25 protein-coding genes are annotated in these 24,892 nt (G+C 66.9%); 7 read left to right on the top strand and 18 right to left on the bottom strand.

The genetic code is table 11. From position 1 onward, the window contains the following. Nucleotides 1-94: 94 nt before the first annotated feature. Both KDJ86_RS18065 and KDJ86_RS18060 read right to left on the bottom strand, forming a co-directional pair. Nucleotides 95-1,693, bottom strand: a complete 1,599-nt coding sequence (locus KDJ86_RS18065; RefSeq protein WP_291749047.1) for an ABC transporter substrate-binding protein — start codon at nucleotides 1,691-1,693, stop codon at nucleotides 95-97. Nucleotides 1,694-1,722: 29 nt separating this feature from the next. Next, nucleotides 1,723-2,469, bottom strand: coding sequence for an SDR family oxidoreductase (locus KDJ86_RS18060; protein WP_291749045.1), 747 nt, complete (start codon nucleotides 2,467-2,469; stop codon nucleotides 1,723-1,725). Nucleotides 2,470-2,597: 128 nt separating this feature from the next. Between KDJ86_RS18060 and denD the strand changes: the two genes are divergently transcribed. Then, nucleotides 2,598-3,581 carry a D-erythronate dehydrogenase gene (gene denD / locus KDJ86_RS18055; RefSeq protein ID WP_291749043.1) on the top strand — a complete coding sequence of 328 codons (984 nt, stop codon included), beginning with the start codon at nucleotides 2,598-2,600 and terminating at the stop codon, nucleotides 3,579-3,581. A gap of 6 nt (nucleotides 3,582-3,587) precedes the next feature. Here the strand turns inward: denD and KDJ86_RS18050 are convergent, their stop codons facing one another. From KDJ86_RS18050 to KDJ86_RS18005, 10 genes are all read right to left on the bottom strand, one after another. Continuing rightward, the gene (locus KDJ86_RS18050) at nucleotides 3,588-4,559 is read right to left on the bottom strand and encodes a 2-hydroxyacid dehydrogenase (RefSeq protein ID WP_291749041.1); all 972 of its coding nucleotides are present in this window, start codon (nucleotides 4,557-4,559) and stop codon (nucleotides 3,588-3,590) included. 103 nt (nucleotides 4,560-4,662) lie between these two features. Continuing rightward, nucleotides 4,663-5,505 (bottom strand): DMT family transporter, encoded by an 843-nt coding sequence (locus KDJ86_RS18045; protein ID WP_291749038.1) that lies wholly within the window; start codon nucleotides 5,503-5,505, stop codon nucleotides 4,663-4,665. A gap of 64 nt (nucleotides 5,506-5,569) precedes the next feature. After that, on the bottom strand, nucleotides 5,570-6,325 hold the full coding sequence (locus KDJ86_RS18040; RefSeq protein ID WP_291749036.1) for an SDR family NAD(P)-dependent oxidoreductase: 756 nt from the start codon (nucleotides 6,323-6,325) through the stop codon (nucleotides 5,570-5,572). Nucleotides 6,326-6,505: 180 nt separating this feature from the next. Further along, the gene (locus KDJ86_RS18035; protein WP_291749035.1) at nucleotides 6,506-6,967 is read right to left on the bottom strand and encodes a MarR family winged helix-turn-helix transcriptional regulator; all 462 of its coding nucleotides are present in this window, start codon (nucleotides 6,965-6,967) and stop codon (nucleotides 6,506-6,508) included. An 83-nt stretch (nucleotides 6,968-7,050) separates the two neighbouring features. Further along, the gene (locus KDJ86_RS18030) at nucleotides 7,051-7,632 is read right to left on the bottom strand and encodes an NAD(P)H-dependent oxidoreductase (protein ID WP_291749034.1); all 582 of its coding nucleotides are present in this window, start codon (nucleotides 7,630-7,632) and stop codon (nucleotides 7,051-7,053) included. 100 nt (nucleotides 7,633-7,732) lie between these two features. Further along, nucleotides 7,733-9,139 carry an FAD-binding oxidoreductase gene (locus KDJ86_RS18025; protein WP_291749032.1) on the bottom strand — a complete coding sequence of 469 codons (1,407 nt, stop codon included), beginning with the start codon at nucleotides 9,137-9,139 and terminating at the stop codon, nucleotides 7,733-7,735. Then, nucleotides 9,136-10,458, bottom strand: coding sequence for a cytosine deaminase (locus KDJ86_RS18020; RefSeq protein ID WP_291749031.1), 1,323 nt, complete (start codon nucleotides 10,456-10,458; stop codon nucleotides 9,136-9,138). Before KDJ86_RS18020 ends, KDJ86_RS18025 begins: the two co-directional genes overlap by 4 nt. A 4-nt stretch (nucleotides 10,459-10,462) precedes the next feature. Further along, a complete protein-coding gene (locus KDJ86_RS18015; protein WP_291749029.1) occupies nucleotides 10,463-11,350 on the bottom strand; it encodes an ABC transporter permease in 888 nt (295 codons plus the stop codon). Next, the gene (locus KDJ86_RS18010) at nucleotides 11,347-12,174 is read right to left on the bottom strand and encodes an ABC transporter ATP-binding protein (RefSeq protein ID WP_291749028.1); all 828 of its coding nucleotides are present in this window, start codon (nucleotides 12,172-12,174) and stop codon (nucleotides 11,347-11,349) included. Before KDJ86_RS18010 ends, KDJ86_RS18015 begins: the two co-directional genes overlap by 4 nt. 127 nt (nucleotides 12,175-12,301) lie before the next feature. Beyond that, nucleotides 12,302-13,318, bottom strand: coding sequence for an ABC transporter substrate-binding protein (locus KDJ86_RS18005; RefSeq protein ID WP_291749025.1), 1,017 nt, complete (start codon nucleotides 13,316-13,318; stop codon nucleotides 12,302-12,304). A 323-nt stretch (nucleotides 13,319-13,641) separates the two neighbouring features. Here KDJ86_RS18005 and KDJ86_RS18000 point away from each other — a divergent pair, with 323 nt between their 5' ends. From KDJ86_RS18000 to KDJ86_RS17985, 4 genes are all read left to right on the top strand, one after another. Beyond that, nucleotides 13,642-14,037, top strand: coding sequence for a RidA family protein (locus tag KDJ86_RS18000; protein WP_291749023.1), 396 nt, complete (start codon nucleotides 13,642-13,644; stop codon nucleotides 14,035-14,037). A gap of 148 nt (nucleotides 14,038-14,185) precedes the next feature. Beyond that, nucleotides 14,186-15,535 (top strand): 8-oxoguanine deaminase, encoded by a 1,350-nt coding sequence (locus tag KDJ86_RS17995; RefSeq protein WP_291749022.1) that lies wholly within the window; start codon nucleotides 14,186-14,188, stop codon nucleotides 15,533-15,535. 154 nt (nucleotides 15,536-15,689) lie between these two features. Beyond that, nucleotides 15,690-16,487 carry a creatininase family protein gene (locus KDJ86_RS17990; RefSeq protein ID WP_291749021.1) on the top strand — a complete coding sequence of 266 codons (798 nt, stop codon included), beginning with the start codon at nucleotides 15,690-15,692 and terminating at the stop codon, nucleotides 16,485-16,487. Continuing rightward, nucleotides 16,475-17,854, top strand: a complete 1,380-nt coding sequence (locus tag KDJ86_RS17985) for an FAD-binding oxidoreductase (RefSeq protein WP_291749020.1) — start codon at nucleotides 16,475-16,477, stop codon at nucleotides 17,852-17,854. Before KDJ86_RS17990 ends, KDJ86_RS17985 begins: the two co-directional genes overlap by 13 nt. Before the next feature lie 9 nt (nucleotides 17,855-17,863). On the opposite strand, the gene KDJ86_RS17980 is transcribed toward KDJ86_RS17985, so the two are convergent. Next, on the bottom strand, nucleotides 17,864-19,414 hold the full coding sequence (locus tag KDJ86_RS17980; protein WP_291749018.1) for a permease: 1,551 nt from the start codon (nucleotides 19,412-19,414) through the stop codon (nucleotides 17,864-17,866). Continuing rightward, nucleotides 19,411-20,163: an ABC transporter ATP-binding protein gene (locus KDJ86_RS17975; protein WP_291749016.1), complete on the bottom strand. Its 753-nt coding sequence runs from the start codon at nucleotides 20,161-20,163 to the stop codon at nucleotides 19,411-19,413. Before KDJ86_RS17975 ends, KDJ86_RS17980 begins: the two co-directional genes overlap by 4 nt. Nucleotides 20,164-20,242: 79 nt before the next feature. Between KDJ86_RS17975 and KDJ86_RS17970 the strand changes: the two genes are divergently transcribed. Continuing rightward, nucleotides 20,243-20,872 carry a hypothetical protein gene (locus KDJ86_RS17970; RefSeq protein ID WP_291749014.1) on the top strand — a complete coding sequence of 210 codons (630 nt, stop codon included), beginning with the start codon at nucleotides 20,243-20,245 and terminating at the stop codon, nucleotides 20,870-20,872. Nucleotides 20,873-20,909: 37 nt separating this feature from the next. Here the strand turns inward: KDJ86_RS17970 and KDJ86_RS17965 are convergent, their stop codons facing one another. From KDJ86_RS17965 to KDJ86_RS17950, 4 genes are all read right to left on the bottom strand, one after another. Next, a complete protein-coding gene (locus KDJ86_RS17965; protein WP_291749011.1) occupies nucleotides 20,910-21,665 on the bottom strand; it encodes an SDR family oxidoreductase in 756 nt (251 codons plus the stop codon). A gap of 80 nt (nucleotides 21,666-21,745) precedes the next feature. Continuing rightward, nucleotides 21,746-22,639 (bottom strand): alpha/beta fold hydrolase, encoded by an 894-nt coding sequence (locus KDJ86_RS17960; protein WP_291749008.1) that lies wholly within the window; start codon nucleotides 22,637-22,639, stop codon nucleotides 21,746-21,748. A 245-nt stretch (nucleotides 22,640-22,884) separates the two neighbouring features. After that, complete coding sequence (locus KDJ86_RS17955; protein ID WP_291749006.1) at nucleotides 22,885-23,553, bottom strand: GNAT family N-acetyltransferase; 669 nt, start codon at nucleotides 23,551-23,553, stop codon at nucleotides 22,885-22,887. After that, nucleotides 23,550-24,395, bottom strand: coding sequence for an isocitrate lyase/PEP mutase family protein (locus tag KDJ86_RS17950; protein ID WP_291749005.1), 846 nt, complete (start codon nucleotides 24,393-24,395; stop codon nucleotides 23,550-23,552). The genes KDJ86_RS17955 and KDJ86_RS17950 overlap by 4 nt, the downstream gene beginning before the upstream one ends. A 123-nt stretch (nucleotides 24,396-24,518) precedes the next feature. Between KDJ86_RS17950 and KDJ86_RS17945 the strand changes: the two genes are divergently transcribed. Beyond that, nucleotides 24,519-24,892: aminotransferase class I/II-fold pyridoxal phosphate-dependent enzyme (locus tag KDJ86_RS17945; RefSeq protein ID WP_291749003.1), on the top strand; the 374-nt coding region annotated here is incomplete at its 3' end.

Raw genomic sequence — 24,892 nt, 5'->3', positions numbered from 1 at the left:
TGCGCTCCGAGGCGGGTCAAGGCCGCCGGTCTTGTTCGGCGACCGATATAGGCGAGTCCCGGCCGGATTGCCAACCGGGGGGGAGCGAGCCGCCCTAGTCGCCCGCGATGTCGACCGTGTCGAAGCGGTGACGGCCCAGCGGGTCGACGACGAAACCGGTGACGTCCTTGCCGTGCGCCACGGTCTCCGTGGCGTGGGCGATCGCCACCCAGGGCGCCTGGTCGACGAAGATCGCCTGCGCCTGCTTGTAGCCGGCGCTCCGCGCCTCCTGGCCCGAAAGCGCCCGGGCCTCCTGGATCAGCTTGCTGAAGCGGGCGTCGCACCATTGCGCAAGATTGGTGATGCCGACCGTGTCGCAATCGAGCAGGGTCGAGAAGAAGCCCGCCGGATCGCCATTGTCGTCCGACCAGCCGAAGAGTACCGCGCCGTCGCGTTCCGGATCGGCCGCCTTTTCGAGGAAGCCGTCCAGGTCGTCGGTGACGATCTCGGCCTTGATCCCCACCGCGGCGAGATCGTCGCGGATCATGTCGGCGGCCTGCGCCGGGTCGGGATCGTAGGGCCGCGCCGCGTCGGGCACGAGAATCCGCATCGACAGGTTGCCGGCGCCGGCCTCGGCGAGGAGCTTCCGAGCCGCTTCCGGATCATGCGGGTCGCCGGCCAGCCCCTCGGCATGGGACCACATGTCCGGCGGGATCGGCGTCGTCGCGGCAACCGCCGCGCCATGATAGACGCGGTCGACGATCGCCTGCTTGTGGATGGCCATGTTGACGGCCTTGCGGACCGTCGGCTGGTCGAACGGCGCCTGGGTGGTGTTGAAGGCGAGATAGGCGACGTTGGCGCCCGGCCTTTCTTCCACCACGATCGGCGTATCTCCCGGGAGAGCGGCGATTTCGGCGGCCGGCGGATCGGCGATCACGTCGCAATCGCCCGCTTTCAGCTTCTCCATGCGGATCGTGGCGTCCGGCGTGATGTCGAAGACCAGCTCGTCGATCGCCGGCCTGCCGCCCCAGTAATCCGGATTGGCGGCATAGCGCACGACAACTCCTTCCTCAAAGCCGGTCCGCACGAAAGGACCCGTCCCGACCGGCTCGCTGCCGAGCTTGTCGCGCTCGCCGGATTCGAGCAATGCGCCCGCATATTCGGCCGAAAGGATGGACGCGAAGTCCATGGCGAGATCGGCGAGCAGCGTCGCGTCCGGCCGGTTGAGGGTTATCACCACCGTCTCGTCGTCGACCTTCCTGACCGCGCGCAGCATCGACCCCATCGACATGCCGGTGAAATCGGGCCAGATGCCCCCGGCATAGTCGTAATAGGGATTGTCCTCCTTCCACTGGCGCTCCAGCGAGAACACCACGTCGTCGGCGTTGAAGTCGCGGGTCGGCGTGAAATCCGCGGTTCCCTGGAATGTCACGCCCGGACGGAGATGGAACGTGTAGTCGAGGCCGTCCGAGGAGACCTCCCAGCTCTCGGCGAGGCCCGGCGCGATTTCGGTGGTTCCCGGCTTGAAGGTGACGAGGCGGTCGTAGAGCGCCTGCGACGAGGCATCGAATGTGGTGCCGAGCGTGAAAGGCGCGGGGTCGAAGCCCTCGGGGCCGCCGGACGGGCAAAAGACCAGCGTTTTCGCATCGGCCGCCGTCGCCATCCCCGCCGCGAGGACGGCAAGCGCCAGCGGCAGCCGACCGGGACGCGCCATCGCCCCCCTGCCCGGTATCCGCGCTCCGTTCATCGTCCCCCCGTGACGTCGAGGATCGCGCCGCTGACATAGGAGGCGCTGTCGGAGAGCAGCCAGACGATCGCCTCGCCCACCTCATCGGCCGTTCCGGGTCTTTGCATCGGCACATTCGCGGCCAGACGTTCGGCCCGGCCGGGGTCGCCGCCACTGGCATGCATGTCGGTCAGGATCAGGCCGGGACGGATCGCGTTGACCCGGATACCCTCGGGCCCGAGTTCCTTGCACAGGCCGATGGTCATCGATTCCATCGCGCCCTTCGAACCGGCATAGTCGACATGCTGGTTCGGCGCACCGAGCTTGGCCGCCGCCGACGAGAGGTTGACGATCGAGCCGCCACGCCCGCCGCGGCTGGTCGACATCCGCCGCGCCGCCTCGCGCGCCGTGAAATAGGAACCGAGGATATTGACGTCGAAGATATGGCGCATCCGGTCCGCCGTCATGTCGGCGATCGGGCTCATTGGCGACAGGATTCCCGCATTATTGACCACCCCGTCGATTGGTCCGAAGGCCTCGATCGCCTGGTCGAACAAGGCAATGACCTCGTCTTCCCTGGACGAGTCGCTCTTGACCGCGATGGCCTTTCCACCCCCCGCCTCCGCCTCGGCGGTCGTTTTTTCCGCCGCCGCGTCGTCGTTGCGATAGCTGAAGATCACCGACCAGCCCCGTCTGGCGGAGAGCCGGACCGCCGCCGCACCGATCCCCCGGGCGCCACCGGTTACCACTATCGCCTTGCTCATTTGGTCTCCTGCCCCTATCCGTCTGTTGTCGCTGCTTTCCGTCGTGCGGGGGAAATGTAACAGGATAGCCGGCGACGCCGGGGAAAACATGCCGGAAAGTCCGGCGATTCTGCAATTGGGGGCACGAAATGGAAGTTCTGATTCTTGGGGCCGCTGGAATGATCGGCGCGAAGTTGACGGCGCGATTGATCCGCGACGGCAACATCGGCGGCAAGACCATCGAAAGGGCGACGCTCGTCGATGTCGTTGCCCCCGCGAAACCGTCGAACGCGCCCTTCGAGGTCGAGACACTCGCCGCCGACCTCTCCGGAACCGGCGTCGCGGCGTCCCTCGTCGCCAAACGGCCGGACGTCATCTTCCATCTCGCCGCCATCGTATCCGGCGAGGCCGAGGCCGATTTCGAAAAGGGCTACCGCATCAATCTCGACGGCACCCGGTATCTGTTCGACGCCGTCCAGGCATTCAGCAACCACTACGCGCCGCGGGTCGTCTTCACGTCGTCGATCGCCGTCTTCGGCGCGCCCTTCCCGGATGCCATACCCGACGAATTCCATCACACGCCGCTGACCTCATACGGCACACAGAAGGCAATCGGCGAATTGCTCCTGTCCGACTACACCCGTCGCGGCTTCATGGATGGCATCGGCATCCGCCTGCCGACCATCTGCGTTCGCCCGGGAAAGCCGAACAAGGCGGCATCCGGCTTCTTCTCCAACATCATCCGCGAACCGCTGGCCGGCGAGGAGGTCGTGCTGCCGGTCTCGGAAGATGTCCGTCACTGGCATGCCAGCCCGCGTTCGGCGATCAACTTCCTCGTCCACGCGGCGACCCTCGACGGCGACAAGGTCGGACCGCGGCGCAACCTCACCATGCCGGGGCTGTCGGTCACGGTCGGCGAACAGATCGAGGCGCTGCGCAGGATCGCCGGCGACAAGGTCGCCAGCCGCATCCGCCGCGAGCCGGACGAAACGATCATGAAGATCGTCGAGGGCTGGCCGCGCAATTTCGCGCCCGAACGCGCCGTCGCCCTCGGTTTCCGGGCCGAAACCTCCTTCGACGACATCATCCGCGCCCATATCGAGGATGAGCTCGGCGGCGAATTCGTCGCCTGACGGCTGCTACCGCGCCTGCCGCACCGGCGTCTCGGGCACCGGCGTCAGCGGCACCCCTGTCGCGAACCACGCCTTGAGGTTATCGACCATCAGCTGGCCCATGGCGTCGCGCGTATGGTGCGACGCCGAGCCGAGATGCGGCAGCAGGACGACGTTGTCGAGCGAGATCAGGGCTTCCGGAACGCTTGGCTCGTTGGCAAAGACATCGAGGCCGGCCGCGAGGATGGTCCGCGAGGCAAGCGCCTCGATCAGGGCTGGTTCGTCGACGACCGATCCCCGCCCGACATTGATCAGGATGCCATCCGGCCCAAGCGCCTTCAGCATGCCGGCATCGATCAGGTTCGCGGTCTCCGCCGAGCCGGGGACGACGATGATCAGCGTATCGACCGCTTCGATCATCGACTTGAGCTCGCGATAGTATCGATAGCCGACGCCGGGCCGCTCGCGCCGTCCGTGATAGACGACGGGAACCTGCATCGCATCGAGTCGGCGGGCGATCGCCAGGCCGATCCTGCCGAGCCCCAGGATCCCTATGGTGCGGTTGCGGAGCGTCGCCTTGCTCAGCGGATAGGCCCCGTCCGTCTCCCATCGCCCCGCCCTCAGATACCGCTCGGCCGCCGAGAGCTCGCGCACGGTATTGAGCAGCAACCCCAGCGTCGTATCCGCGACCTCTTCGGTCAGCACGTCCGGCGTGTTGGTGACGACGATGCCTCTGGCCGCGCAATAGTCGAGATCGATTCCGTCGTAGCCGACGCCGAAATTCGAGAATATCTCGAGTTTCGGAAACCGCTCCAGCAACGCCCGGCCGGCATGGACATGCGTACCGCGGGCGATGCCGCGAATCCGCCCGGCGACATCGGCCGCGATCGCCCCGGTTTCGGCGGCGTCCGAAGCAAAGTGGCAATTGAAGTCGCTCTCGAGCGCTTCGCGAGACGACGGGCGCACGCCGCCCAGCACCAGAATATCGGCCTTGGTCATGATCCCCCCGGATTCGGTGGCAGCGGCAGTATTGGCGGAGCATCGAGGGCAGGCAACCGGTAACCCGCGGCGCGATCCCGGGAATCGCCCCGCGGTCGCAAGGCTACTGGTCGCCGTGGACCCGCTGGCGATAGAGGATATAGAGCGCGCTGCCGACGATCAGCGTGGCTCCGACAAGCGTGTACCGGTCCGGCAGCTGCCGGAAGAAGACGTAGCCCGCAACCGTCATCCAGACCAATTGGGTATAGATGAAGGGCGCCAGCGACGAGGTCGGCGCCAGGCGGTGGGCATGGATCAGCATCCAGTGACCGAGCGCGCCGCAGATCCCGGTCACCAGCAGCGCGCCGGTGACAAGCAGCGTCGGCGGCATGACCGCCGACGGCAATGCGGCCGGCACGAAGAGCAGCGCCGGAATGACGGCCGATATCAGCAGCATGCTCTCGGGCGAGTCGGTGGTTGTCAGATGGCGCGTAAGGAGAAGGTAGGCGACGTAGCAGCACATCGACGCGACCGAGAACAGTATCGCCGGCTCGAAGCCGCTGGTGCCCGGCCGGATGACGATCAGCACGCCGATGAAGCCGACGATGATCGCCGCCCACCGTCTCGGGCCGACCCATTCGCCGAGGATCGGACCGGACAGCGCCGCCGTCACCAAGGCCGAGGCGAACAACACGGTCGTCGTCTGATCGAGGCGCAGCGTGCGCAGCGCCAGGAAGTTGAACGCCGTCGACCCGGCGAGCATGAGCGCCCGCATGATCTGCGCACCGGGCCTGCGGGTCCAGTAGAAGGACCAGTCGCGCCACGGCCTGAAGATCAGGACGGCGAAGGCGGCATGGACGACGAAGCGGAACCCGGCGATCTCGAGCGTCGGCAGGTAGGCCGTCGCGTATTTGGCCGCGCTGTCGAGCAGCGTGAAGAACACCATGGCCCCGCAGAACAACAGCACTCCGCGGAACCGGGCCGCGGCATCTCCTGCAGCCTGAGGGGAAATCGCCAAGAAACAAGCTGCCTCAGTAGGTCGCGCGGCCGCCGGAGATGTCAAACGTGAACCCGGTGGTGAACGAACATTCCTCGGATACCATGAAGGCAATCGTCGCGGAAATCTCCTCGACGAGGACCAGCCGGTTGCGCGGGATCTTGGAGAGCATGTAGTCGATATGCTCCTGGCTCACCTGCTCGAGGATCTTGGTCCTGGCGACCGCCGGAGCGATGGCGTTGACCGCGATGTCGTGCCCGGCGGTTTCCTTGCCCAGCGACTTTGTCATGCCGATGACGCCGGCCTTGGACGCCGAATAGGCGGCGGCGTTGGGGTTGCCCTCCTTGCCGGCGATCGAGGCGATATTGGCGATCCGGCCGTAGTTCCGCTCCATCATTCCCGGAACCAGCGCCTTGCAGCAGTTGAACGGGCCGGTGAGGTTGATCCGCAGCACCTCGGCCCAATGCTCCGGCGCGTATTCCCACAGCTTCTCGGATCGGCCGGCAATCCCGGCGCTGTTGACCAGGATGTCGACCTTGCCGAACCTGGCAATGGTGGCCTCACGGGCCTTGACCACCGCTTCATAGTCGCCGACATCGACTCCCACGCCGATTGCCTTGCCGTCCGGCGACACCTCGCTCGCGGTCGCCTCGGCGAGATCGCCGTCGAGATCCCAGATGGCGACTTCGGCGCCGTTGTCGACCAGCCGCTCGACCACGGCGCGGCCGATGCCCTGGGCGCCTCCCGTCACGACGGCGGCCCGACCGGAAAAATCGAATGTTATCGGCATGGAACCCGGTTTCCTAATTGCTTTTTGGGTGATTCGGAAACGTGCTGGCGCGGGACGCGTTCAGCGTCCGCAGCCGAAAATGCGCCAAAGCGGTGACCGAGGGCAAGCACTAGCTTTGCCCGCGACGTGGTTTCGGCCGTGGCCGGAATGGACCGGCTGTCTTCCGCGGGCAAACGCCCTTCAGGGCGACGCCTCTGCCGGAGACTTCTCCTCGAGTTCCTTGTCGTCGCCATTCGCGGCCGCGCCAAGATTGCGCTCGACCTGCCGGAGCAGTTTCCTCAGCCGCTTGCGATCCTTGTCGTCGATGCCGGCCAGCGCATCCTTCTCGATCCGCTTCCAGACCTTGTCGATCGACGATATCGCCTTCCTCCCGCGTTCCGTCAGGAAGACCATGGCCTGGCGGCCATCCCCCTTCGAAGCCCGCCGCTCGACATAGTCCTGCGCCGCCAGCCGGCTGATCATCTTGGTCACCGTCGGCGGCTGGACGCCCAGCGTGCTGGCGAGATCGCTCATCGACTGGCCGTCCCTGGCCTCGAGCGCCTTGAGCAGGTTCTCCTGGCCGGAATGCAGATCGATGCGGGACAGCCGGCTACCGGCGCGCACCCGGTAGATATGCGCCGCCTGCGCAAGCCTGAAAGTCACGGTTCGGCGATGATCGAAGCCCATGCTTATGCGTCTAAGTTAAAATGATGTCGGTTGGATGACGCCTGGCTCGCAAGTTCCCGTCAAAAAACGCCCATCGTCGCGGTGACCTTCTTCAGGAATGCCTCGCGCGTCGCGGCGGTATTGCGATTCATGCCGTAGAGGGGAAGATAGACCGTCCGCGCGGTGGGATGGACAACCGCCCGCACCGCCCGCTTGACCACCTTGCGCGGCGGGTCGCCGATCAGCATGGCGTGCCATCGGCTGCTGCCATAGGTCACCACCGCCCCCAGCTTGCGAATATTATGGAGCGTCGGCTTCACCTTGCCATTCGCCAGCTCGAACGACACGCCGGGCAGGAAGACCCGATCGAAATAGCCCTTGAGGATCGCCGGATACCCGAAGTTCCAGACCGGGTGGACGAGGACCAGCGCATCGGCGGCGAGCAGCCGGTCGACGTAGGACTGGACGGGGTTCCGACAGATCGCCTCGTCGTGGTAATTGAGCCGCTCTTCCCGCGACATCACCGGATTGAAGCCCTCGGCATAGAGGTCGCAATCGTCGACCGAATGCCCGGCCTGCTTCAGGCCGGCGACCACCGCCTGATGGGTGGCCGCGTTGAAGCTGGTCTCCACCGGGTGGGCGAAAACGACGAGCACCCTCATCGCCCGGCCTCACCGATGACGGCGGCCCAGGCCACCCGGTCTCCGTTTGCTTCCATCGCGATCCCTCTGGTTTCTCTCGGCGCGTGGTCCATTCGCCGGCTCAACGCGTCGCCGCGCGCAGGCCAGGAAACAGGAAGACCTTGTTCGATTTCCAGTCGAAATCAGGGTTCTCCCAGGCAACCATCTTGCCGGGGTTGAGCAGTCCCTTCGGGTCGGCCTCGTGCTTGAAGGCGAGCTGGATCTCGTCGGTCTGCTTCATTCCGCCCTCCTCCAGGGTGTAGCGGTGCGGATTGAAGATCGGGCAGCCATTGTCCTCGTGAATCGCCATGATCTCGTCGAGACGCTCGTCGCTGGTATAGCGCACGATCGGCAGGCCGGCGCAGGCGACATTGCCGTCGAAGCGGATGAATTCGAGGTGGCCGGGAACCTCATCACCGAGGATCCCGGTCATCGTGGCGACCTTGTCGACATGCTCGGGGAAAGGATAGAGCACCTGCAGATAGGTGATCGTCGGATCGACCCTTAGCCCCCTCAGCGTCGTGTGATTCCAGGTCAGCTCGTAGACCGGCGGCAGCCCCTTCTTCTCCTCCCCGGTGGCCGTGTCGGAGCGATAACGGATCTCGGCCTTCTCGCGGGCCGCCAGCGCCAGGAAGGGATCGATCGCATGAGGCGCGACCATCAGCAGTACGACCGAGTCCGTCCTGTGCAGGAATTTCTGGTGGCGAAGGAAATAATCATGCGGCACCGGAGCGGCGACCGTGGCGATCTCCTTGAAGAGCAGGCCGTCGGAATTGGCGAGGAGATTGGCGAAGTTCACGGCCCGCATGTAGTCGTCGAAACCGACGACCACGTCGACCCAGTCATAGGCGACATCGAGCGGCGCCTCGACCTCGGTGATGATGCCGTTGGTGCCGTAGGCGTGCATCACCTTGTGGAGGTCCCAGCCGCCGAGCTCGAGCACCCGCGGCTCCTCCTCCATGGTCACGATCCTCAGCCGCAGCACGTTGCCGAGGTCGCGCAGCCCCCCCCAGTTGATCGAGCCGACACCGCCCGAGCCGCCGGCGATGAAGCCGCCGAGCGAGGCGGTATTGTAGGTGGAGGGATGCAGCCTGAGCTCCTGATGGCCTTTCCGGGTCTCGCGGTCGATATGGGCGATCACCGCGCCCGGCTCGGTAACGACGCGCCCCCGCGACACGGATTTCACCGCGTTCATTTCGGCGAGATTGAGCACGACGCCGCCCGACAGCGGCATCGCCTGGCCGTAATTGCCGGTGCCCGAGCCGCGCGGCGTGACCGGAACGCCCGCGGCGTAACAGGCCTTCAGGACCCGGATCACCTCCTCCTCGCTCTTCGGCGAGACGATGAGGTCGCCGGTGACGTCGTCGAGCTCACGCTTCAGCACCGGCGAATACCAGAAGAAGTCGCGGCTCTTCTGCTTGACGATCGCCGGATTGTCCTCGGTCTTGATACCGTCGAGATCGGCTTTCAGTGCGGCGATGTCCGTCATTGCGAAAGTCCCATCAGGTCGTCGAGTTCGCGATAGTCGGGGAGCGTCCGGTCGATCGCCGCCCCGGCGCGCAGAATGGTCCGGTCGGACTGCGGCCGGGCGAGAAGCTCGGTCCAGGACCGCCCCCGGAAGAGCACCAGGTCGGCCAGCCGGCCGGCGCCGATCGTCCCGTGGTCGGATCGGCCGATGATCCCGGCCGGTACCCGGCTGGCGAGGCCGGCCCAGGCGCCGATCGGGTGGTCGAGATGGATGATCCGCACCGCCTCGCGAAACACCTCCAGCATGTCGAGGTCGCCATAGGCATAGAACGGATCGCGGGTATTGTCCGAGGCGACGGCGACGGGAACGTCCCGCGCCATCAATTCGTGGATCAGGGTCACCCCGCGCCAGCGGGGCGTCCGGCCGGCGCCCCGGTCCTGCAGGTACATGTTGCACATCGGCAGCGATACGACGGCGATCCCGGCCTCGGCGACGCGTTCCATCGTCGCGTCCGCTTCCTCCGCCGGCTGCACCGCCAGCGAGCAGCAATGGCCGGCGACGATCCGTCCCGGAAAGCCGTTGCGGATGGCGGCGTCGGCGATATGGCGCAGCGACCGGGCGGTCGGGTCGGCGGATTCATCGACGTGGAAATCGAGGTCGAGTCCGGCCGCCGCGGCGCGGCGCATCATGACGTCCAGCGCCTCGTCGAGCTCCGGCATCATGAAGGTCACCGCGCCGAGGACGCCGCCGCATTCCGCGACCAGGCCGACAAGTTCGTCGGCGAAGGCGGCGTCGAGGAAGAGATCGACGGGCAGGATGGAGACCGCCTGCAGGTCGACCCGACCCGCCCAGCGTTCGCGCATCCCGGCGAAGACCGGCCAGGATATCAGGTGTTGCGGCGGCGCCGAGTCGAGGTGGGTGCGAAGCAGCGACGTGCCGTGTGCATAGGCGGCGCGCAGGCTGAAATCCATGCGCCTTTCGACGTCACCGGCCGTCCATTCGGCCTCACGGTCCTCGACGACCGCGGCAAGCGCCGAATCGAAAGTCCCGTCCGGATTTGGCTTCCGCGGCCAGATATGGCCCTTGTCGATATGGGTATGCATGTCGACGAAGGTCGGCCAGACCATGCCGCGATCGAGGTCGAAGCTCGGCAATCCGGTCTCGCCGCCGGCCGGCATGACCTGTTCGACGATGCTTTCGTTGACGACAATATCGGCGCGAACCAGCCCCTCTTCGTCGGGCGGTACCGGCGGGTTGTCGAGGAAGATGCCCGGCACCGTCGCGTTTGCCAGCACAAGGCGCGGACCATGCGCCGGCAGCGCCGCGAAGCCCTTGTCCATCGCCTCAATTCTCCCGCCGCACGGCGCTCTCGTGCCATTTCCGCAAGAGCAGATGCGATACGAGGCTGGTTGCCGCGAAGATCAGCACGCCGGTCAAAGAGAGCAGGATCAGGGCGCCGAACAGGCGGGGGATGTTGAGACGGTATTGCGACTCGAGCAGCCGGAAGGCGAGGCCGGATCCGGCCCCGGCGGTGCCCGCCGCGAATTCGCCGACCACCGCGGCGATCAGCGCCAGGCCGCCGGCGATCCTCAGCCCGGCAAGGAAATAGGGCAGCGCATTGGGGAGTTGGAGAAAGATCAGCGTCTGCCAGCGGCTCGCCCGGTAGAGCTCGAAGAGGTTGAGCAGGTTATGGTCGGTCGAGCGCAGTCCCTGGGTGGTGTTGGACAGCACCGGGAAGAAGGCGACGATCCAGGCGCAGATCAGAATCGCGGCCTGGGTGGTTGGCGTGTAGATCAGGATCAGCGGCGCGATCGCCACGACCGGCGTCACCTGGAGGATCACCGCATAGGGATAGAGGGCCAGCTCGATCCATTTCGACTGCGCCATCAGAATCGCCAGCGCCACGCCTCCGACCAAGGCGATGACGAGCGCCTTGAGGGTGATGGTCAACGTCACCCAGAGCGCCGAGAGCAGGACCGGCCAGTCGGCAGCCAGCGCCTGCGCGACCCTGACCGGGCTCGGCAGGATGTAATGAGGCACGTCGTAGACCATGACATAGACCTGCCACACAACGATCAGCCCGACGAGCATCAGGACGGGTATCAGGAAGCGGAGCCAGCGACCGGTCGCGCTGCCGGCTTCCGCCGGACGCGGCGCCTCGTCGGTCGAGAGATCCTGCACCGACGTCCGCGCCATCTCGCCCTCGTGCTTTTCGGCCTCGACCGCTGTCATCGGTGCTCGCTGCCTTCCATTGCCGCATGCAGCGCGTCGGACGTCTTGCGGCAATATTCGTTGTAGATGCTGGAGGTACGGAATTCCTCCTCGCGCGGGTAGGGCGCATCGATCGCGAGCTCGTCGATGACCCGCCCGGGACGCGACGCCATCACCACGATCCGGCTCGACAGATAGACCGACTCGAAGACCGAATGGGTGACGAAGATCACCGTCCAGCCGAATTTCTCCCACAGGTGCAGGAGGTCGTTGTTGAGCTTGAAGCGGGTGATCTCGTCGAGGGCGGCGAAGGGCTCGTCCATCAGCAGCAGCTTGGGCCTGGTGATCAGGGCGCGGGCAATGGAGACCCGCATCTTCATGCCGCCCGACAGCTCCCGCGGATAGGAATCGGCGAATTTCTCGAGCCCGACCATGCCGAGCGCTTCCATGACGTCGCCGCGCGCCGCCGATCTGGACACGCCGCGAAGCCGGAGCGGCAGCCAGACATTGTTGAAGACGGTCGCCCAGGGCATCAGCGTCGGCTCCTGGAAGACGAAGCCGATCTCATGCCGCGACTTGGCCGTCGTGTCGTCCCTGACCCCCGGCCAGGTGATCGTTCCCGAGGTCGTGTCGCCGAGCCCGGCGATGATCCGCAGGGCGGTCGACTTGCCGCAACCGGACGGTCCAAGCAGGCTGACGAATTCCCGCTCGCCAATGTCGAGCGACATGTTCTGGAGTGCCACCGTTCCATTCGAGAAGGTCTTCGACACCCCGCGCAGCGAGACCAGCGGAGCATGGGAAGCCGTCGTCGGGTCGGGGGCGGTTGCGATCGCAGCGGTGTTCAAGCACGAGCTCCGTTTTTCGCCAGGAAGCCGGCGTCGGTCGGTCGCGAGACGGCCGGCGGGACGCCGGACGTTCGCTGGTTGGGTGCGCCGGTCGGCGCGGGAGGCGGGCGAGCGGCGGCGCCCGCGACTACTTCTTCATGTCCATGCCGACCTTCTTGCACACATACTTGTCGGTCACGACCTTGGAATAGTCGATATCGGCCTTGACCACGCCGGCATCCACCATTTTGTCGAAGAAGCTCTTGACCTGGTCGAGCGACAGGCAGCCGATGCCGCCTTCCTGCGCCGCGCCGGAATCGACCAGACCGAAGGTCTTCATCTTCTCGAGCGTGAAAGCGAGCTGCCCGTCGGTCATCTCGGGATTGTCTTTCTTGATCAGGTCGTTGGCGGCGGTGTTGTCGCCGTAGAGATAGGTGTACCAGCCGATGATCGAGGCATCGACGAAGCGCTGGACGATGTCGGGATTGGCCTCGACATAGTCGACCTTGGCCTCGATCATCGTCGAGGGCGTGTCGAAGCCGGCATCGGCGAGCAGGAAGAGCTCGGGCTTGAAGCCGCCCTGCGTCTCGACCGAATAGGGCTCGGACGTGATGTAGCCCTGCTGCGCCGACATCTTGTCGGCGAGGAACGGCGCCGGATTGTAGGTATAGGGCTTGATCTGCTCGTCCTTGAAGCCCGGATAGGCCTTCTTCATCCACTGGAAGCCGGTCGAGAACAGGTCCTTGGCCATGAAGATGGTCGGCAGCTTGGCAAGGTCGGCGAAGGTCTTCACCCCCGTATCGGGATGGGCGATCAGCACCTGCGGATCCTTCTGGAAGATCGCCGCCACCTCGACCACCGGGATGTCCTGCTCGACCGCCGAGAAGGAGCCGATCAGGTTGCCCTGCATGTAGAAGTCGATCTTGTCGGCCATCAGCAGCGCCTGGTTGGCGGCGCTCGGGCCACCCTGAACGATGGTGACCTTCAGGCCGTATTTCTCGTAGGTGCCGTCCGCCACCGCCTGGTAGAAGCCGCCATGCTCGCCCTCGGCGAGCCAATTGGTGCCGAAGGATACCTCGTCAAGTTCCTGTGCCGTGACCTGGCCGGCAAGAACCGTCGCCGCCCCGGCCAGAAGGCAAAAGGCCGTCGTCTTCAGGATGGTCATGTCCGTCGTTCTCCGCTTCCCGTTTTGCTGGCGCGAGGACTCGGCCCACGCCTAATTCCTGAAATCCACCGACTCGCGTGCGGGCCGCCGGCGGCACCGGTCGAACGCGGGCGGAACAGGCCTGGTCTCGCAAATCACGTGCCATTGCCGCGCCCGACAAAATGCTTGAGACCGGTGTTTTTCACCCGCATTCGTTTCCAAGACAGACAATCTAGGGCAAGGTCGCTGCACAAGAAAGCGGCGGCGGTGGCGAAATTGTCGTCCTCGTCCCGCTTGTCACCATCGCCGGGACACACGTAGCGTATCGGCACTGGAGTCCGGACATGCTGAAGCCGATCCTGCCGACGACCATCCGCGCGCCTTTCGCCCGTTACAGCCATGCGGTCGAGGTCCCGTCCGGCAGCCGGCTCGTCTTCTGCTCGGGACAACTCGGCATCGATCCCGACGAGACGATTCCCGCCACGGTCGAAGGCCAGGCCGAGCGCTGTTTCGAGAATATCAAGGCGATTCTCGCGGAAGCCGGCCTGTCGATGGCCGATATCATTCGCATCAACGCCTATGTGACGGCCCGCGAGCACATGCAGGGCTATATGGCGGTCCGCGACCGCTACACCGCCGATCCGCCGCCCGCCTCGACGCTGATGATCGTCGGTGGCTTCACCCGCGCCGAATTCGTCGTCGAGATCGAGGTCGTCGCCGCGGGAGCCGCCGATGGCTGACGACAGCCGGTCGGCTGCCGGCCGCGCGCGCGGTAACCTGGCTCGCGCCGGGTGATGACGCGCGTCCATACCCGCTGCGATGAATGGCTCGTTCGGGTCGCCGTCGGCGTCGGCGTCAACGGAGAAAGTCTGTCGCAATGAACGGAGAATGCCCATGCGCCTGTGGATCAAGGACCCGATAGCCATCCTCGCGACGGGCGCCGAGCGCGGCGTGGTGGTCGAGAACGGCCGGATCGTCGAGCTCGTCGGCAGGGGCGCGAGCCCCGGCAAGCCGGTCGACGAGACCTTCGACGCCTCCCGTCATGTCGTCATTCCGGGCCTGATCAACACCCATCACCACTTCTTCCAGACGCTGACCCGCGCCCATCCGGAAGCGATCAACAAGGAGCTCTTCCCCTGGCTGAAGGCGCTCTATCCGATCTGGGCGCGGAACGTCACGCCGGACGGTTTCCGCCTCGCCACACGGCTGGCGCTGACCGAATTGCTGATGTCGGGCTGCACCTGCGTCTCCGACCACCACTACCTCTACCCGGCCGGGCTCGAATCGGCGATGGACATCCAGGCCGAGGAGGCCGGGCGGCTCGGCATCCGCATGACGCTGACCCGCGGCTCGATGAACCTGTCCGAAAAGGATGGCGGCCTGCCGCCCGACACCATCGTCCAGGACGAGGACACCATCCTCGCCGACTGCGAGCGGGTGCTGTCGAAGTATCATGACCCGGACCAAGGCGCGATGCTGCAGGTCGCCCTCGCCCCCTGCGCCCCCTTCACCGTCAGCAAGCGGCTGATGGTCGATTCGGTCGGCCTCGCCGAGCGCTTCGACTGCCGCCTCCATACCCATCTCGCCGAGACCAACGACGAGAACGAATACTGCCTCGAGCATTTCAGCTGCCGTCCGGTCGACTATCTCGAGGAATGCGGCTGGATGAGCGAACGGGTCTGGCTCGCCCACGGCATCCATTTCAATGACGACGAGGTGAAGCGCCTTGGCCGTCACCATGTCGGCGTCTGCCATTGCCCGACATCGAATATGACCCTCGCCTCGGGCCAGTGCCGGACCAAGGAGCTCGAGGCGGCCGGCAGCCCGGTCGGGCTGGGCGTCGACGGCTCGGCCTCGAACGACAACTCGAACCTGATGGAGAGCCTCCGCCACGCACTGATGATCAACCGGCTGACCTACGACGCCGCCTCGGTCAGCCATTTCGACGCCTTCCGCTGGGCCAGCGAGGGCTCGGCCCGTTGCCTCGGCCGCGCCGATATCGGCGCCATCGAGGCGGGCCGCCAGGCCGACCTCGCCTTCTACACCCTCGACGAATTACGCTTTTCCGGCGCCGGCGACCCCCTCGCCGCGCTGGTGCTCTGCGGCGCCCACACCGCCGATCGCGTCATGGTCGCCGGACACTGGCAGGTCGAGGACAGCCGCCCGGCCGGAGTCGATATCGAACGGCTCCGCGCCGAGCATGGCGAGGCGGCAAGGCGCTTTCTCGAAACGGTCTAGCTCGCCGGCCGGTCGCCGCGCGTCGCGGTGGCCGTATCGCCGGCTGCGACGCCGACGGTCGGGCCGCGACCGCCTGACACGGGCGATGGCGACTGACATCGCCGGCCAAGTCTGTATGATCCCTGGAATCCGGAACTGATCGGCATTTTGTCCCATGCTTCCCACCCGCTACTGGCAGGATATGACCACCCGCGACTTCGTCGACGGCGATACCGCAAGCTGGATCGCGGTGCTGCCCGTCGCGGCGATCGAGCAGCACGGGCCGCACCTGCCCGTCGCCACCGATACCGCCATCGCCGAGGGCATGATCGCCCGCTCGATCGAGCTCCTGCCCGACGACCTGCCGGTGACCTTCCTGCCGGTCCAGGCGGTCGGCAAGTCGAACGAGCACATATCCTCGCCGGGCACGCTGACCACCACCTGGGAGACGGCGACGAAATTCTGGCTTGATCTCGGTGACAGCGTCCATCGCGCCGGCGTCAGGAAGCTGATCGTCATCAACTCCCATGGCGGCAACGTGCCGATGATCGATATCGTCGCCCGCGAGCTCCGCGTCCGCCACGACATGCTGGTGGTCGGGACCGCCTGGTCGCGCTTCGGCCATCCCGAAGGCGTGCTCGGCGCCGAAGAGGCGCTCTACGGCATCCACGGCGGCGACATCGAGACCTCGATCATGCTCCATCTCCGGCCGGATCTGGTGCGCATGGAAAACGCCATCGACTTCCGCTCGGCGCAACTCGATTTCATCAAGGAATTCAAATATCTCCGCGCCCACGGGCCGGTACAATTCGGCTGGAAGGCGCAGGACCTTGGCGCTCACGGCACGGTCGGCAACGCCGCCGCCGCGACGGCCGGCAAGGGCAAGGCCGTGGTCGACCATCAGGCCGATGCCTTCGTCGCGCTCTGCCGCGACGTCCATGCCTTCGACACGGCCCGCCTTTGGAAGCCCTGACCGGAGAGGTGGCCGACCGGCTGAGGGCCGCGCTCGACGGTGTTCCGCTCGCCGACGATCCGGCGACACTCCGTCTCAAGAGCCGCGACTTCTTCTGGTTCTCGCCGATCCTCAAGCCGCAGCTCGACGGCAGGCAGGCGACGATGGTCGCCATGCCGCGCAGCTGCGAGGAGGTGATCCGCGTCGCCGCCGAGGCGGCCCGCCTGCGCATTCCCGTCACGCTTCGCGGCGGCGGCACCGGCAATTACGGCCAGGCGGTGCCGCTCGAAGGCGGTCTGCTCGTCGATCTCACCGGCCTCGACCGCGTGGTGTGGACGAAGCCCGGCGCCGGACGCTTCGAAGCCGGCGCCCGCCTTCTCGACATCGATCGCGCGCTTCGCGACCGGCCGGAGGCAAGCGGCCGCTGGGAGCTGCGCTTCCATCCCTCGACCCGCAAGCAGGCGACGATCGGCGGCTTCATCGCCGGCGGCGCGGCCGGCTGCGGCTCCTGCACCTGGGGCCAGATTTCCGATCCCGGCGCGGTCCACGCGGTGCAGGTCGTCACCGTCGAGGAGACGCCGCGCGTTCTCGAGCTTCGAGGCAGCGAGGTCCTCAAGGTCCTCCATGCCTATGGCGTCAACGGCATCATCACCGAGGTCGAGCTGCCGCTCGCGCCCTGGCAGCCCTGGGCGGAGCGAATCGCGGCCTTTCCGACACTCGCAGATGCCGCGCGCTTCGGCTCGGGCTTGGGCGCGTCGGAGGGCATCGCCAAGAAGGAGATCGCCATCTTCGACGGACGCATACCGCCACTGCTCAAGCGCGTCGCGCCGCACGTGCCGGCCGGCCACGCCATGGCGATCGTCATGGTGTCGGAGGCGCAGGGGCCGGCTCTCGCGGAGTGTGCGGCTGCGCACGGGGGCGCCATCGTCTATGAGCGCGGTGCCGACGAGGCCGAAATCGCCACCTTCGATGGCAAGGGCGCCATGCCGCCGCTCTACGAATACACCTGGAACCACACCACGCTGCATGCGCTGAAGGTCGAGCCGGACATCACCTATCTCCAGATCCGCTTTCCCGAAGGGGCGGAGCTTTCGCTGGTCGAGGCGATGGAGGATCGCTTCGGCGACGAACTGCTCCTCCACCTCGAGATTCAGCGGCGCTTCGGCCGGGTCTTCGTCTCGGGCCTGCCGTTGTTGCGCTACAGCTCGCCGGAGCGGCTGGCCGAGGTCGTCGCCGAGGTCGAGGCGATGGGTGGCGCGGTGTCGAATCCGCATACCTACATCCTCGACAATGCCGGCTGGAAGCGGACCGACGCGCCGCAGGCAAGCTTCAAGGCGATGGCCGACCCTTACGGCCTGATGAATCCGGGAAAGCTTCTCGAACGGTAGGGCTGGGCGCTACCCGGGCGCTGCGACGGGCCGCGGCGGCCGCGGGTGGATCATCCAGGCGACCGCGAGCACCATCAGCGCCGCCATCGCGCTGCCGATCGCGAGCCATGTCCCGGCCGCCGCCAGTCCCGCCGTCGCCGCCCAGGTCATCGACGAGAGCGCCTCGGCGAAGGTCGCGACCCGCGAGGACGTCTGCCGGCGGCGGAAATGGCTGCGCTTGGCCTGTCCCCTGAACATCAGCTGGATCATGGTCGACGCGATCGCCGCGATCGCGATTGCCGCCGCCGTGACCAGCGCCGCCCATGGCGCCGACAGGGCGAGCAGGACGATCAGCGGCGCCGATACGATGGCGATGGCGCCGAGCACCGCCTCGACCTTGGCGCGGATGATCATCCGGCCCGGCACCGGCGCCGTGGCGATCAGGTCCGGCGCATCCTCGCCAGATACCGCCAGCCAGGCGAGGCCGCCGGCGAGTTGCCCCGTCGCCACGACAATGATCGGCACGATCACCGTGATGACGTCGCCTTCCTCGCCGAATTTCCGCCACAGCAGGAGTGCCGGGGGCAGCAGGTAAAGTAGCTGCATCAGCGTCTGCGAGATCAGCCACGGATCACGCAGCAGCAGGGTCCACTCCTTGCGCCTCAGCACCTGCATCGCCGACAGGGCACGGAACCGCCGCTCGCGCGCCGGGCCGGTCAGGCGCAATTCCGTCACCCCGGCCGTGGCGATCGCATAATCGGCGAAACGCGTCGCGAACAGCGCGATGGCGCCGGCGAGCGCCAGCAGGGCGACGCCGAGCACCGGGATCAGCGCATCGAGGTCGCCGGTCATCGCACGGGCCGGCAGCCACCAGGCGCTGTCGACCGGCGGCAGGATTTCCGCCAGCTTCTCGGACTGCAGGACAGCGAAGCGCGAGATCGTGCCGTTCGACAGGATGGCCGCCGCCTGCAGCCCGATGACGAAGATCGCGCCGACAATGGCCGCGACCACCTGCGCCACGAAGCGGGCGCGGCGCGGCCCGATGAGGTGGAAGAGCAGGATGGTGATCGCCACCGCCAGCGCCGTCGACACGCAAGCCGCGACGGCGACCATGCCATAGGCGGTCAGCCACCGCGTCCCGCCCTTGATGATCAGGATGTTGATGAACGGACCGGCGAGCAGCACCGCCATCGCGAAGGTGGTGAAGGCGATCGCCGCGATCCTGATCGCGAAGACCTTGGGCGCGACCACCGGCGAGGTCAGGATCAGGTCGAGGTCGGCGCGGGCGTAGAAGGCGCGGGTCACCGCCTCCAGGGCCTGCGAGATCATCAGCGACGACGACAGGATGCCGATCGCCGTGACATAGACCAGCACGTCGCGTTCGGGATCGATGCCGACATCGGCGAAGCCGCCGACCACGTAGTTGGCAAGCGCGTGCATCAGCGCGGCGAAGATGACGAAGCCGATGACGATCCCGATCGTCCGCCGCCGCCGGCCGGCGGTGATCATCGAGATGAAGTCGCGCCAGGCGAGGCGGATCTCGTGCCGCGCGAACCAGGCGAGGGTGCCGGGCTGGCTCATGCCGCCGCGCTCGCCGCCTCGGTGATGTCGAGGAAGATGTCCTCGAGGCTCGACTCGCCGCGGCCCGCCATCTGGCGGAGCTCGGCGAGCGTCCCCTCGGCGATCAGCCGGCCATTGGCGATGACGCCGATCCGCTCGGCCATCCGCTCGGCGACCTCGAGGATATGGGTCGTCATGATCACCGTCGCGCCGTTCCGCACCCGCTCGGCGAGCACGTCCTTGACCAGCCGCGCCGAACGCGCGTCGAGGCCGGTCAGCGGCTCGTCGAGGATGATCAGCCGCGGCTCATGGACCAGCGCCCCGGCGAGCGCCACCTTCTGCTTCATGCCCTTGGAGAAGCCTTCGCAGCGCTCCCGCGCATGGGGGGCAAGTCCGAGCCAGGAGCAGAGGTCGTCCGCCCGCGCCTCGGCCGTCTTCGCCTCGATGCCCCACAGCCCGGCGACGAATTCGAGGTATTCGATCGGCGTCAGCTTGTCGTAGATCATCGGCTCGTCGGAGACCCAGGCGGTCATCCGCTTGGCCGAGACCGGATCGGCGAGCGCGTCGACGCCGAAGATCGAGATCGCCCCGGCATCCGGCTTGAGCAGCCCCGCGACCATTCTCAGCGTCGTCGTCTTGCCGGCGCCGTTCGGCCCGAGCAGGGAGTAGAATTCCCTGCCCCGGATCGTCAGGTCGAGCTCGTCGACCGCCGGCCGATCGTAGCACTTGGTCAGGCCGCGAACGCTGAGTGCGGTTGTGATCGGGGTCATGGCGGCGGGTCCGGTACGGATGTAGCTTCGCCGGACCATATCCACATCAGGTTTCGGCCAGGTGAATCCGCAAGGCCAAATGCGATCCTCGACGCCCGGCGCGCCATCCGCACCCACGGCGACGCCGCCGGCTCACTACGCCCTCTTCATCCGGGAGGGGTCGTCCTACCGCTTCGTCTGGCGGATGCGCGACGAAGGCGTGACGCTCAACCCGACCGGGCTCGAATGGATGGTCGACGGAATCCGCCGAAACCCCTCCCTGGCGGAGATTTCCCGCATCCACCTGAGGACCGCGCATGTTCCCCGTTCCGGCGAATTCGGTGTCTGCTCGATCCGGTTCCGGAACGGCATCGAGCTTGTCGTCACCAGCCTCAACGGCTGGGGCTCGCCTGACGAGGACCGCATCGAGCCCTACGACGCCTTCGTTCGCGATCTCCACGCAAGGCTTTCGGGGGAGGACCGCGGCCGGATTCGCTTCGTCGCCGGCAACAGCGAGGCGCGGCAGCGCTTCGGCATCGTCATGGCGGTGATCGCCGGGGCCTTCTTCGTCCTGCTGCCGCTCGGCCTGGCGGTGGTCACCGGCGAGAGCGAGGCATTGTTCCTGACGCTCGCCGGCGCCCTGTTCGTCATTCCGGTCGTCACCTCGCTCCGCCGCAACGATCCGCGAAGCTACGATCCGGAATCGCTCGACGACGCCCTGTTCCCGTGACGGGAGACCGGCGGCGCCGGCTTCCCGGGTTCTGCGCCTAGAGCGCGAAGCCGCCGTCGGCGAGGAAGATCTGGCCGGTGGTGTAGCTCGACTCGTCGCTGGCGAGATAGACCGCGAGCGCCGCCATCTCTTCCGCCGTGCCGAGGCGTCCCATCGGCTGGCGGTCGATGAAGGCCTGGCGGATTTCCTCGACCGGCTTGCCGGTCTCCTTGGCCAGGGTCTCGATCCGGCCATCGAGCGACGGCGACTGGATCGTGCCGGGGCAGATCGCATTGGCCCGGATGCCCTGGCGGATAAAATCGGCCGCCACCGACTTGGTCAGGCCGATCACCGCCGCCTTGGAAGCGCCGTAGACATAGCGGTTGGGGATGCCGCGCACCGAAGAGGCGCCCGACGAGATATTGACGATCGCGCCGCCGCCCCTGTCCAGCATGCCCGGCAGGAAGGCGCGGACGGTGCGGTGCATCGCCTTGACGTTGATGTCGAAGGAGAAGTCCCAGTCCTCGTCGGTCGTCGAAAGAACCGTCCCGTGGTGCACGAAGCCGGCGCAGTTGAACAGGATGTCGATCGGGCCGACGTCGGCGGCCATGGCGTTGATCGCGTCGGTGTCGCGGACATCGAGCTTCGCGGTCCTGGCAACGCCCAGGCCCCCGAGATCGGCCATCAGGTCGGTATTGAGATCGGTCGCGACGACGTCCGCGCCTTCGGCGACGAAGGCGAGCGCCGTCGCCCGGCCGATGCCGGCGCCGGCCGCGGTCAGGAAGGCCCGCTTTCCCTTGAGACGATCCATCAAATCCCCCTGTTCTTGTCTTGGGTCGGAAAATCGCGCGGACCATGATCTGCGACAGGTTGCCGGTCAAGGGGCGAACCGTCTCACCTGCCCCCGGTTTCGAGCATCCAGTTGAGGGTCGTCCGCCAGTCGACCATCCGCCACGACAATCCATGGGTCCCGGCGCTGAACAGCACGTAGCGGATCGGGTAGTCGGGAACGCCCGTCTTCATCGCCACGAACAGGTCGCGCTGCGCCTTCCAGCCGACCCGCGTATCCTCGCGGCTGCCGGTGATCAGGATCGGCACCCGATCGGCCGGAGGAAGCGCGGCGGCGAAGCGGATGTCGTCGCGATCCATCACCGGATCAAGCAGCATCACCCCGCCGAGCAGCGGCCGCACCGCATCGTCGCGGAACAGGCGCCAGCAGAGCTTCGCTCCCATCGAGCCGCAGGCGAGAAAGACCGGCGCGTCCGGCGACATGACGGAGGCAAAGAGGATCAGGTCGCGCATCTCCTCGGCGCCGCCGCTGCGGTAGTTCGAGAAGCTCGGCGACAGGTAGACGCCGTCGTTGCGCATCATCAGGTTCTTGATGCGATTGAAATTGCCGCCGTGGATCCAGTCGTCGACGCCGGTATCCCGGCCTGTTCCTAGCCCGTGGACGAAGACGACGATCGCCTTGGCGCCGCCGTCGACCTTGCCGACCGCGTAATAGCTGATCGACTTGCGGCCAAGCTTGACGGTCCGGTCGGCGGTGACCGCATTCGGATCCAGCGACACATAGTCCGGCTTGACCTTCTCGCCGCGCACCGCATCGCGCGCGTCGAGGTCGCGCGGCCGGTCGTATTCGACCTCGAGATAGGCGCCGTCATACTGCTCGTCGAGGATCTTCGGGTAGGCGAAGAGATCGTCCTTGTAGGGCGCCAGCCGGTAGGGCTCGGCCATCGCCGGCGCGGACGCCGGCGGCAAGGACAGGCCGGCAAACACCATGATCGCCAACGTTGCGAACCGCCATCGCTGCATGCCGGCGCTTGGCGCGCGCGCACCCCCCTCCGCTCGTCCCCGCGCACGCGGGGACCCGGATTTGGGGTCCGAGACGCGTTGCGGAGCTGGATCCCCGCCTGCGCCGGAATGAGCGGTTTGCGTGTATGGCAGCGTAGCGCTCCAGAACCAGCCGAAACCAACTCGCGCCGCCATCCCGAGGCGCTCCGCGAAGCGGAGCCTCGAAGGACGCAGGGCCCCGCTCAGCCGAGCCCGTCCCGGATCGCCTCCAGGCTGCGCTTCTGCCGTCCCTCCGCGTCGAAGTTCTCCGGATCGAGCCACCGTTGGAGAGCAGCCTTCTTTTCTGGCCATTCCGTGTCGAGCATGGCGAACCACGCCGTATCGCGGTTCTTGCCGGCGATCATCATATGCTGCCGGAAGATGCCCTCGAAGGTAAAGCCCAGCCTGAGCGCGGCGCGTTGCGACGGCTCGTTGGTGCGATCGCATTTCCACTCATAGCGGCGGTAGCCGAGGTCCTCGAAGACGTGCCGCGCCATCAGGTACATGGCGTCGGTCGCGATCCGGGTCCGCTTCAGCCGCGGCGAATAGCCGATGGTGCCGACCTCGATCACCCCGTGGGCGGGCACGATGCGCATCAGCGCCGCCGAGCCCAGAACCTCGCCGGTCGCCTTGTCGAGGATGGCGAAGAACAGGGGATCGTCGCCGGTCATCGTCCGCCCGGCGAAATCGCGGAAGGCGGCCTCGTCGGCGAACGGCCCGACGTCGCGGAACCGCCACAGGTCGCCCTCGGTATCCTCGGCATGGGCGGCGTGGAGCCCCGCCGCGTGAATGGCCGGGTCGAACGGCTCCAGCCGGGCGTAGCGGCCCTCCATGACAGTGCGCGGCGGCAGCGGGCGGGGCGTCCAGCTCATGATTTCGCCCGCCCCGCGGCGTCGGCGATGAAGAAGCCGTCGATCTCGGCGTAGCTCACCGCTTCGCCGAGCGCATCGAACCTCCCGCTCTCCGCGAGTTCGCGCGCCGCCCGCATCACGCCGCCCCACGCGGCGCGCGCCAGGGCCCCGCCGACGCTGACCCGCCGCACGCCGAGGTCCGCGAGATCGGCCATCGTCAGGCCGACCGGCCCGCCGATCAGCACGTTGACCGCCTTGGGCGCCACCGCCTTGACCAGCACCGCGACGTCGTCGCGGGCGTGGACGAAGGGAGCGTAGAGGCAATCGGCTCCCGCATCCGCGAAACGCTCCAGCCGCCGGATCGCCTCGGCGAGCGAGTCCGGGTGGCCGACACGGACGGCTTCCGATCGCGCCACGAGGATCGCGTCCGCTCCGGCGGCATCGATCGCGGCGCGCGCCGCAGCGACGCGCTCCACGGCCAGGTCGATATCGTAGAGCTGGTTCCCCTTCGCGCCGGACATGTCCTCGATCGACAGGCCGGCGACGCCGGTCGCCATGCACAGGCGCACATTCTCGGCGACGTCCTCGGGATCGTCGGCGTAGCCGTTGGTGAAATCCGCATTGACCGGCAGGTCGGTGGCTTCGACGATTCCCCGGATATGGTCGAGCATCACGTCCCGGCTGACGCCGTCGTCCGGCCGGCCCATCCCCCACGAGGCACCGGCGCTGGTGGTCGCCAGCGCCTTGAATCCCAGCGACTGCAGGTAGCGCGCCGACCCGACGTCGTACGGGTTGGGGAGGGCAAAACAGCCCTCCCGGTGAAGATCGCGAAAGACGCGACGCTTGTCGGCGATTGTCGCCATGGCAACCCTCCCGGCCGGCAAGCGGCCTCCGACGGTCGCCACGCCGAACCCGTTTGATTTCGCATGACTTATGCGCCAAGACAGGCGCCGAAAGCAACGATAACCGGCCGGGAGGCTTCGTCCATGCTGCACACCATCGCTGGCTTCGACCGGATCGGGGAGGAGAATGCCTTCGCGGTCCTCGCCCGCGCCACCGACCTCGCGAGCCAGGGCCGCGACGTCATCAATCTCGGCATCGGCCAGCCCGACTTCCGCACCCCCGACCATATCGTCGAGGCGGCGGTCAAAGCGCTGCATGACGGCCACCACGGCTACACCCCGGCGAACGGCATCCGGCCGCTCCGCGAGGCGGTCGCCGCGGACACGCTGCGCCGCACCGGCGTCGAGGTCTCGCCCGACCGGGTGATGATCGTGCCCGGCGGCAAGGTGACGATGTTCTCGGCCATCCTGATGTTCGGCGAGCCCGGCGCCGACATCCTCTATCCCGACCCCGGCTT

This window comes from Bauldia sp., assembly GCF_020442045.1.
Classification (GTDB): Bacteria; Pseudomonadota; Alphaproteobacteria; order Rhizobiales; family Kaistiaceae; genus Bauldia.
Note: the sequence above shows the minus strand (reverse complement) of the source record. Positions and strands in the feature narration are given on the sequence as shown.

Excerpts from the sequence above, each read along its gene's own strand:
- KDJ86_RS18040 (WP_291749036.1), bottom strand. The coding sequence starts at position 6,325 with ATGCCGATAACATTCGATTTTTCCGGTCGGGCCGCCGTCGTGACGGGA.
- KDJ86_RS18030 (WP_291749034.1), bottom strand. The coding sequence starts at position 7,632 with ATGAGGGTGCTCGTCGTTTTCGCCCACCCGGTGGAGACCAGCTTCAAC.
- KDJ86_RS17950 (WP_291749005.1), bottom strand. The coding sequence starts at position 24,395 with ATGGCGACAATCGCCGACAAGCGTCGCGTCTTTCGCGATCTTCACCGG.
- denD (WP_291749043.1), top strand. The coding sequence starts at position 2,598 with ATGGAAGTTCTGATTCTTGGGGCCGCTGGAATGATCGGCGCGAAGTTG.
- KDJ86_RS18025 (WP_291749032.1), bottom strand. The coding sequence starts at position 9,139 with ATGACGGACATCGCCGCACTGAAAGCCGATCTCGACGGTATCAAGACC.
- KDJ86_RS18050 (WP_291749041.1), bottom strand. The coding sequence starts at position 4,559 with ATGACCAAGGCCGATATTCTGGTGCTGGGCGGCGTGCGCCCGTCGTCT.
- KDJ86_RS18060 (WP_291749045.1), bottom strand. The coding sequence starts at position 2,469 with ATGAGCAAGGCGATAGTGGTAACCGGTGGCGCCCGGGGGATCGGTGCG.
- KDJ86_RS18000 (WP_291749023.1), top strand. The coding sequence starts at position 13,642 with ATGCTGAAGCCGATCCTGCCGACGACCATCCGCGCGCCTTTCGCCCGT.
- KDJ86_RS18015 (WP_291749029.1), bottom strand. The coding sequence starts at position 11,350 with ATGACAGCGGTCGAGGCCGAAAAGCACGAGGGCGAGATGGCGCGGACG.
- KDJ86_RS17990 (WP_291749021.1), top strand. The coding sequence starts at position 15,690 with ATGCTTCCCACCCGCTACTGGCAGGATATGACCACCCGCGACTTCGTC.
- KDJ86_RS17970 (WP_291749014.1), top strand. The coding sequence starts at position 20,243 with ATGCGATCCTCGACGCCCGGCGCGCCATCCGCACCCACGGCGACGCCG.
- KDJ86_RS17955 (WP_291749006.1), bottom strand. The coding sequence starts at position 23,553 with ATGAGCTGGACGCCCCGCCCGCTGCCGCCGCGCACTGTCATGGAGGGC.
- KDJ86_RS18020 (WP_291749031.1), bottom strand. The coding sequence starts at position 10,458 with ATGGACAAGGGCTTCGCGGCGCTGCCGGCGCATGGTCCGCGCCTTGTG.
- KDJ86_RS17980 (WP_291749018.1), bottom strand. The coding sequence starts at position 19,414 with ATGAGCCAGCCCGGCACCCTCGCCTGGTTCGCGCGGCACGAGATCCGC.
- KDJ86_RS17975 (WP_291749016.1), bottom strand. The coding sequence starts at position 20,163 with ATGACCCCGATCACAACCGCACTCAGCGTTCGCGGCCTGACCAAGTGC.
- KDJ86_RS18005 (WP_291749025.1), bottom strand. The coding sequence starts at position 13,318 with ATGACCATCCTGAAGACGACGGCCTTTTGCCTTCTGGCCGGGGCGGCG.
- KDJ86_RS17995 (WP_291749022.1), top strand. The coding sequence starts at position 14,186 with ATGCCCATGCGCCTGTGGATCAAGGACCCGATAGCCATCCTCGCGACG.
- KDJ86_RS18065 (WP_291749047.1), bottom strand. The coding sequence starts at position 1,693 with ATGGCGCGTCCCGGTCGGCTGCCGCTGGCGCTTGCCGTCCTCGCGGCG.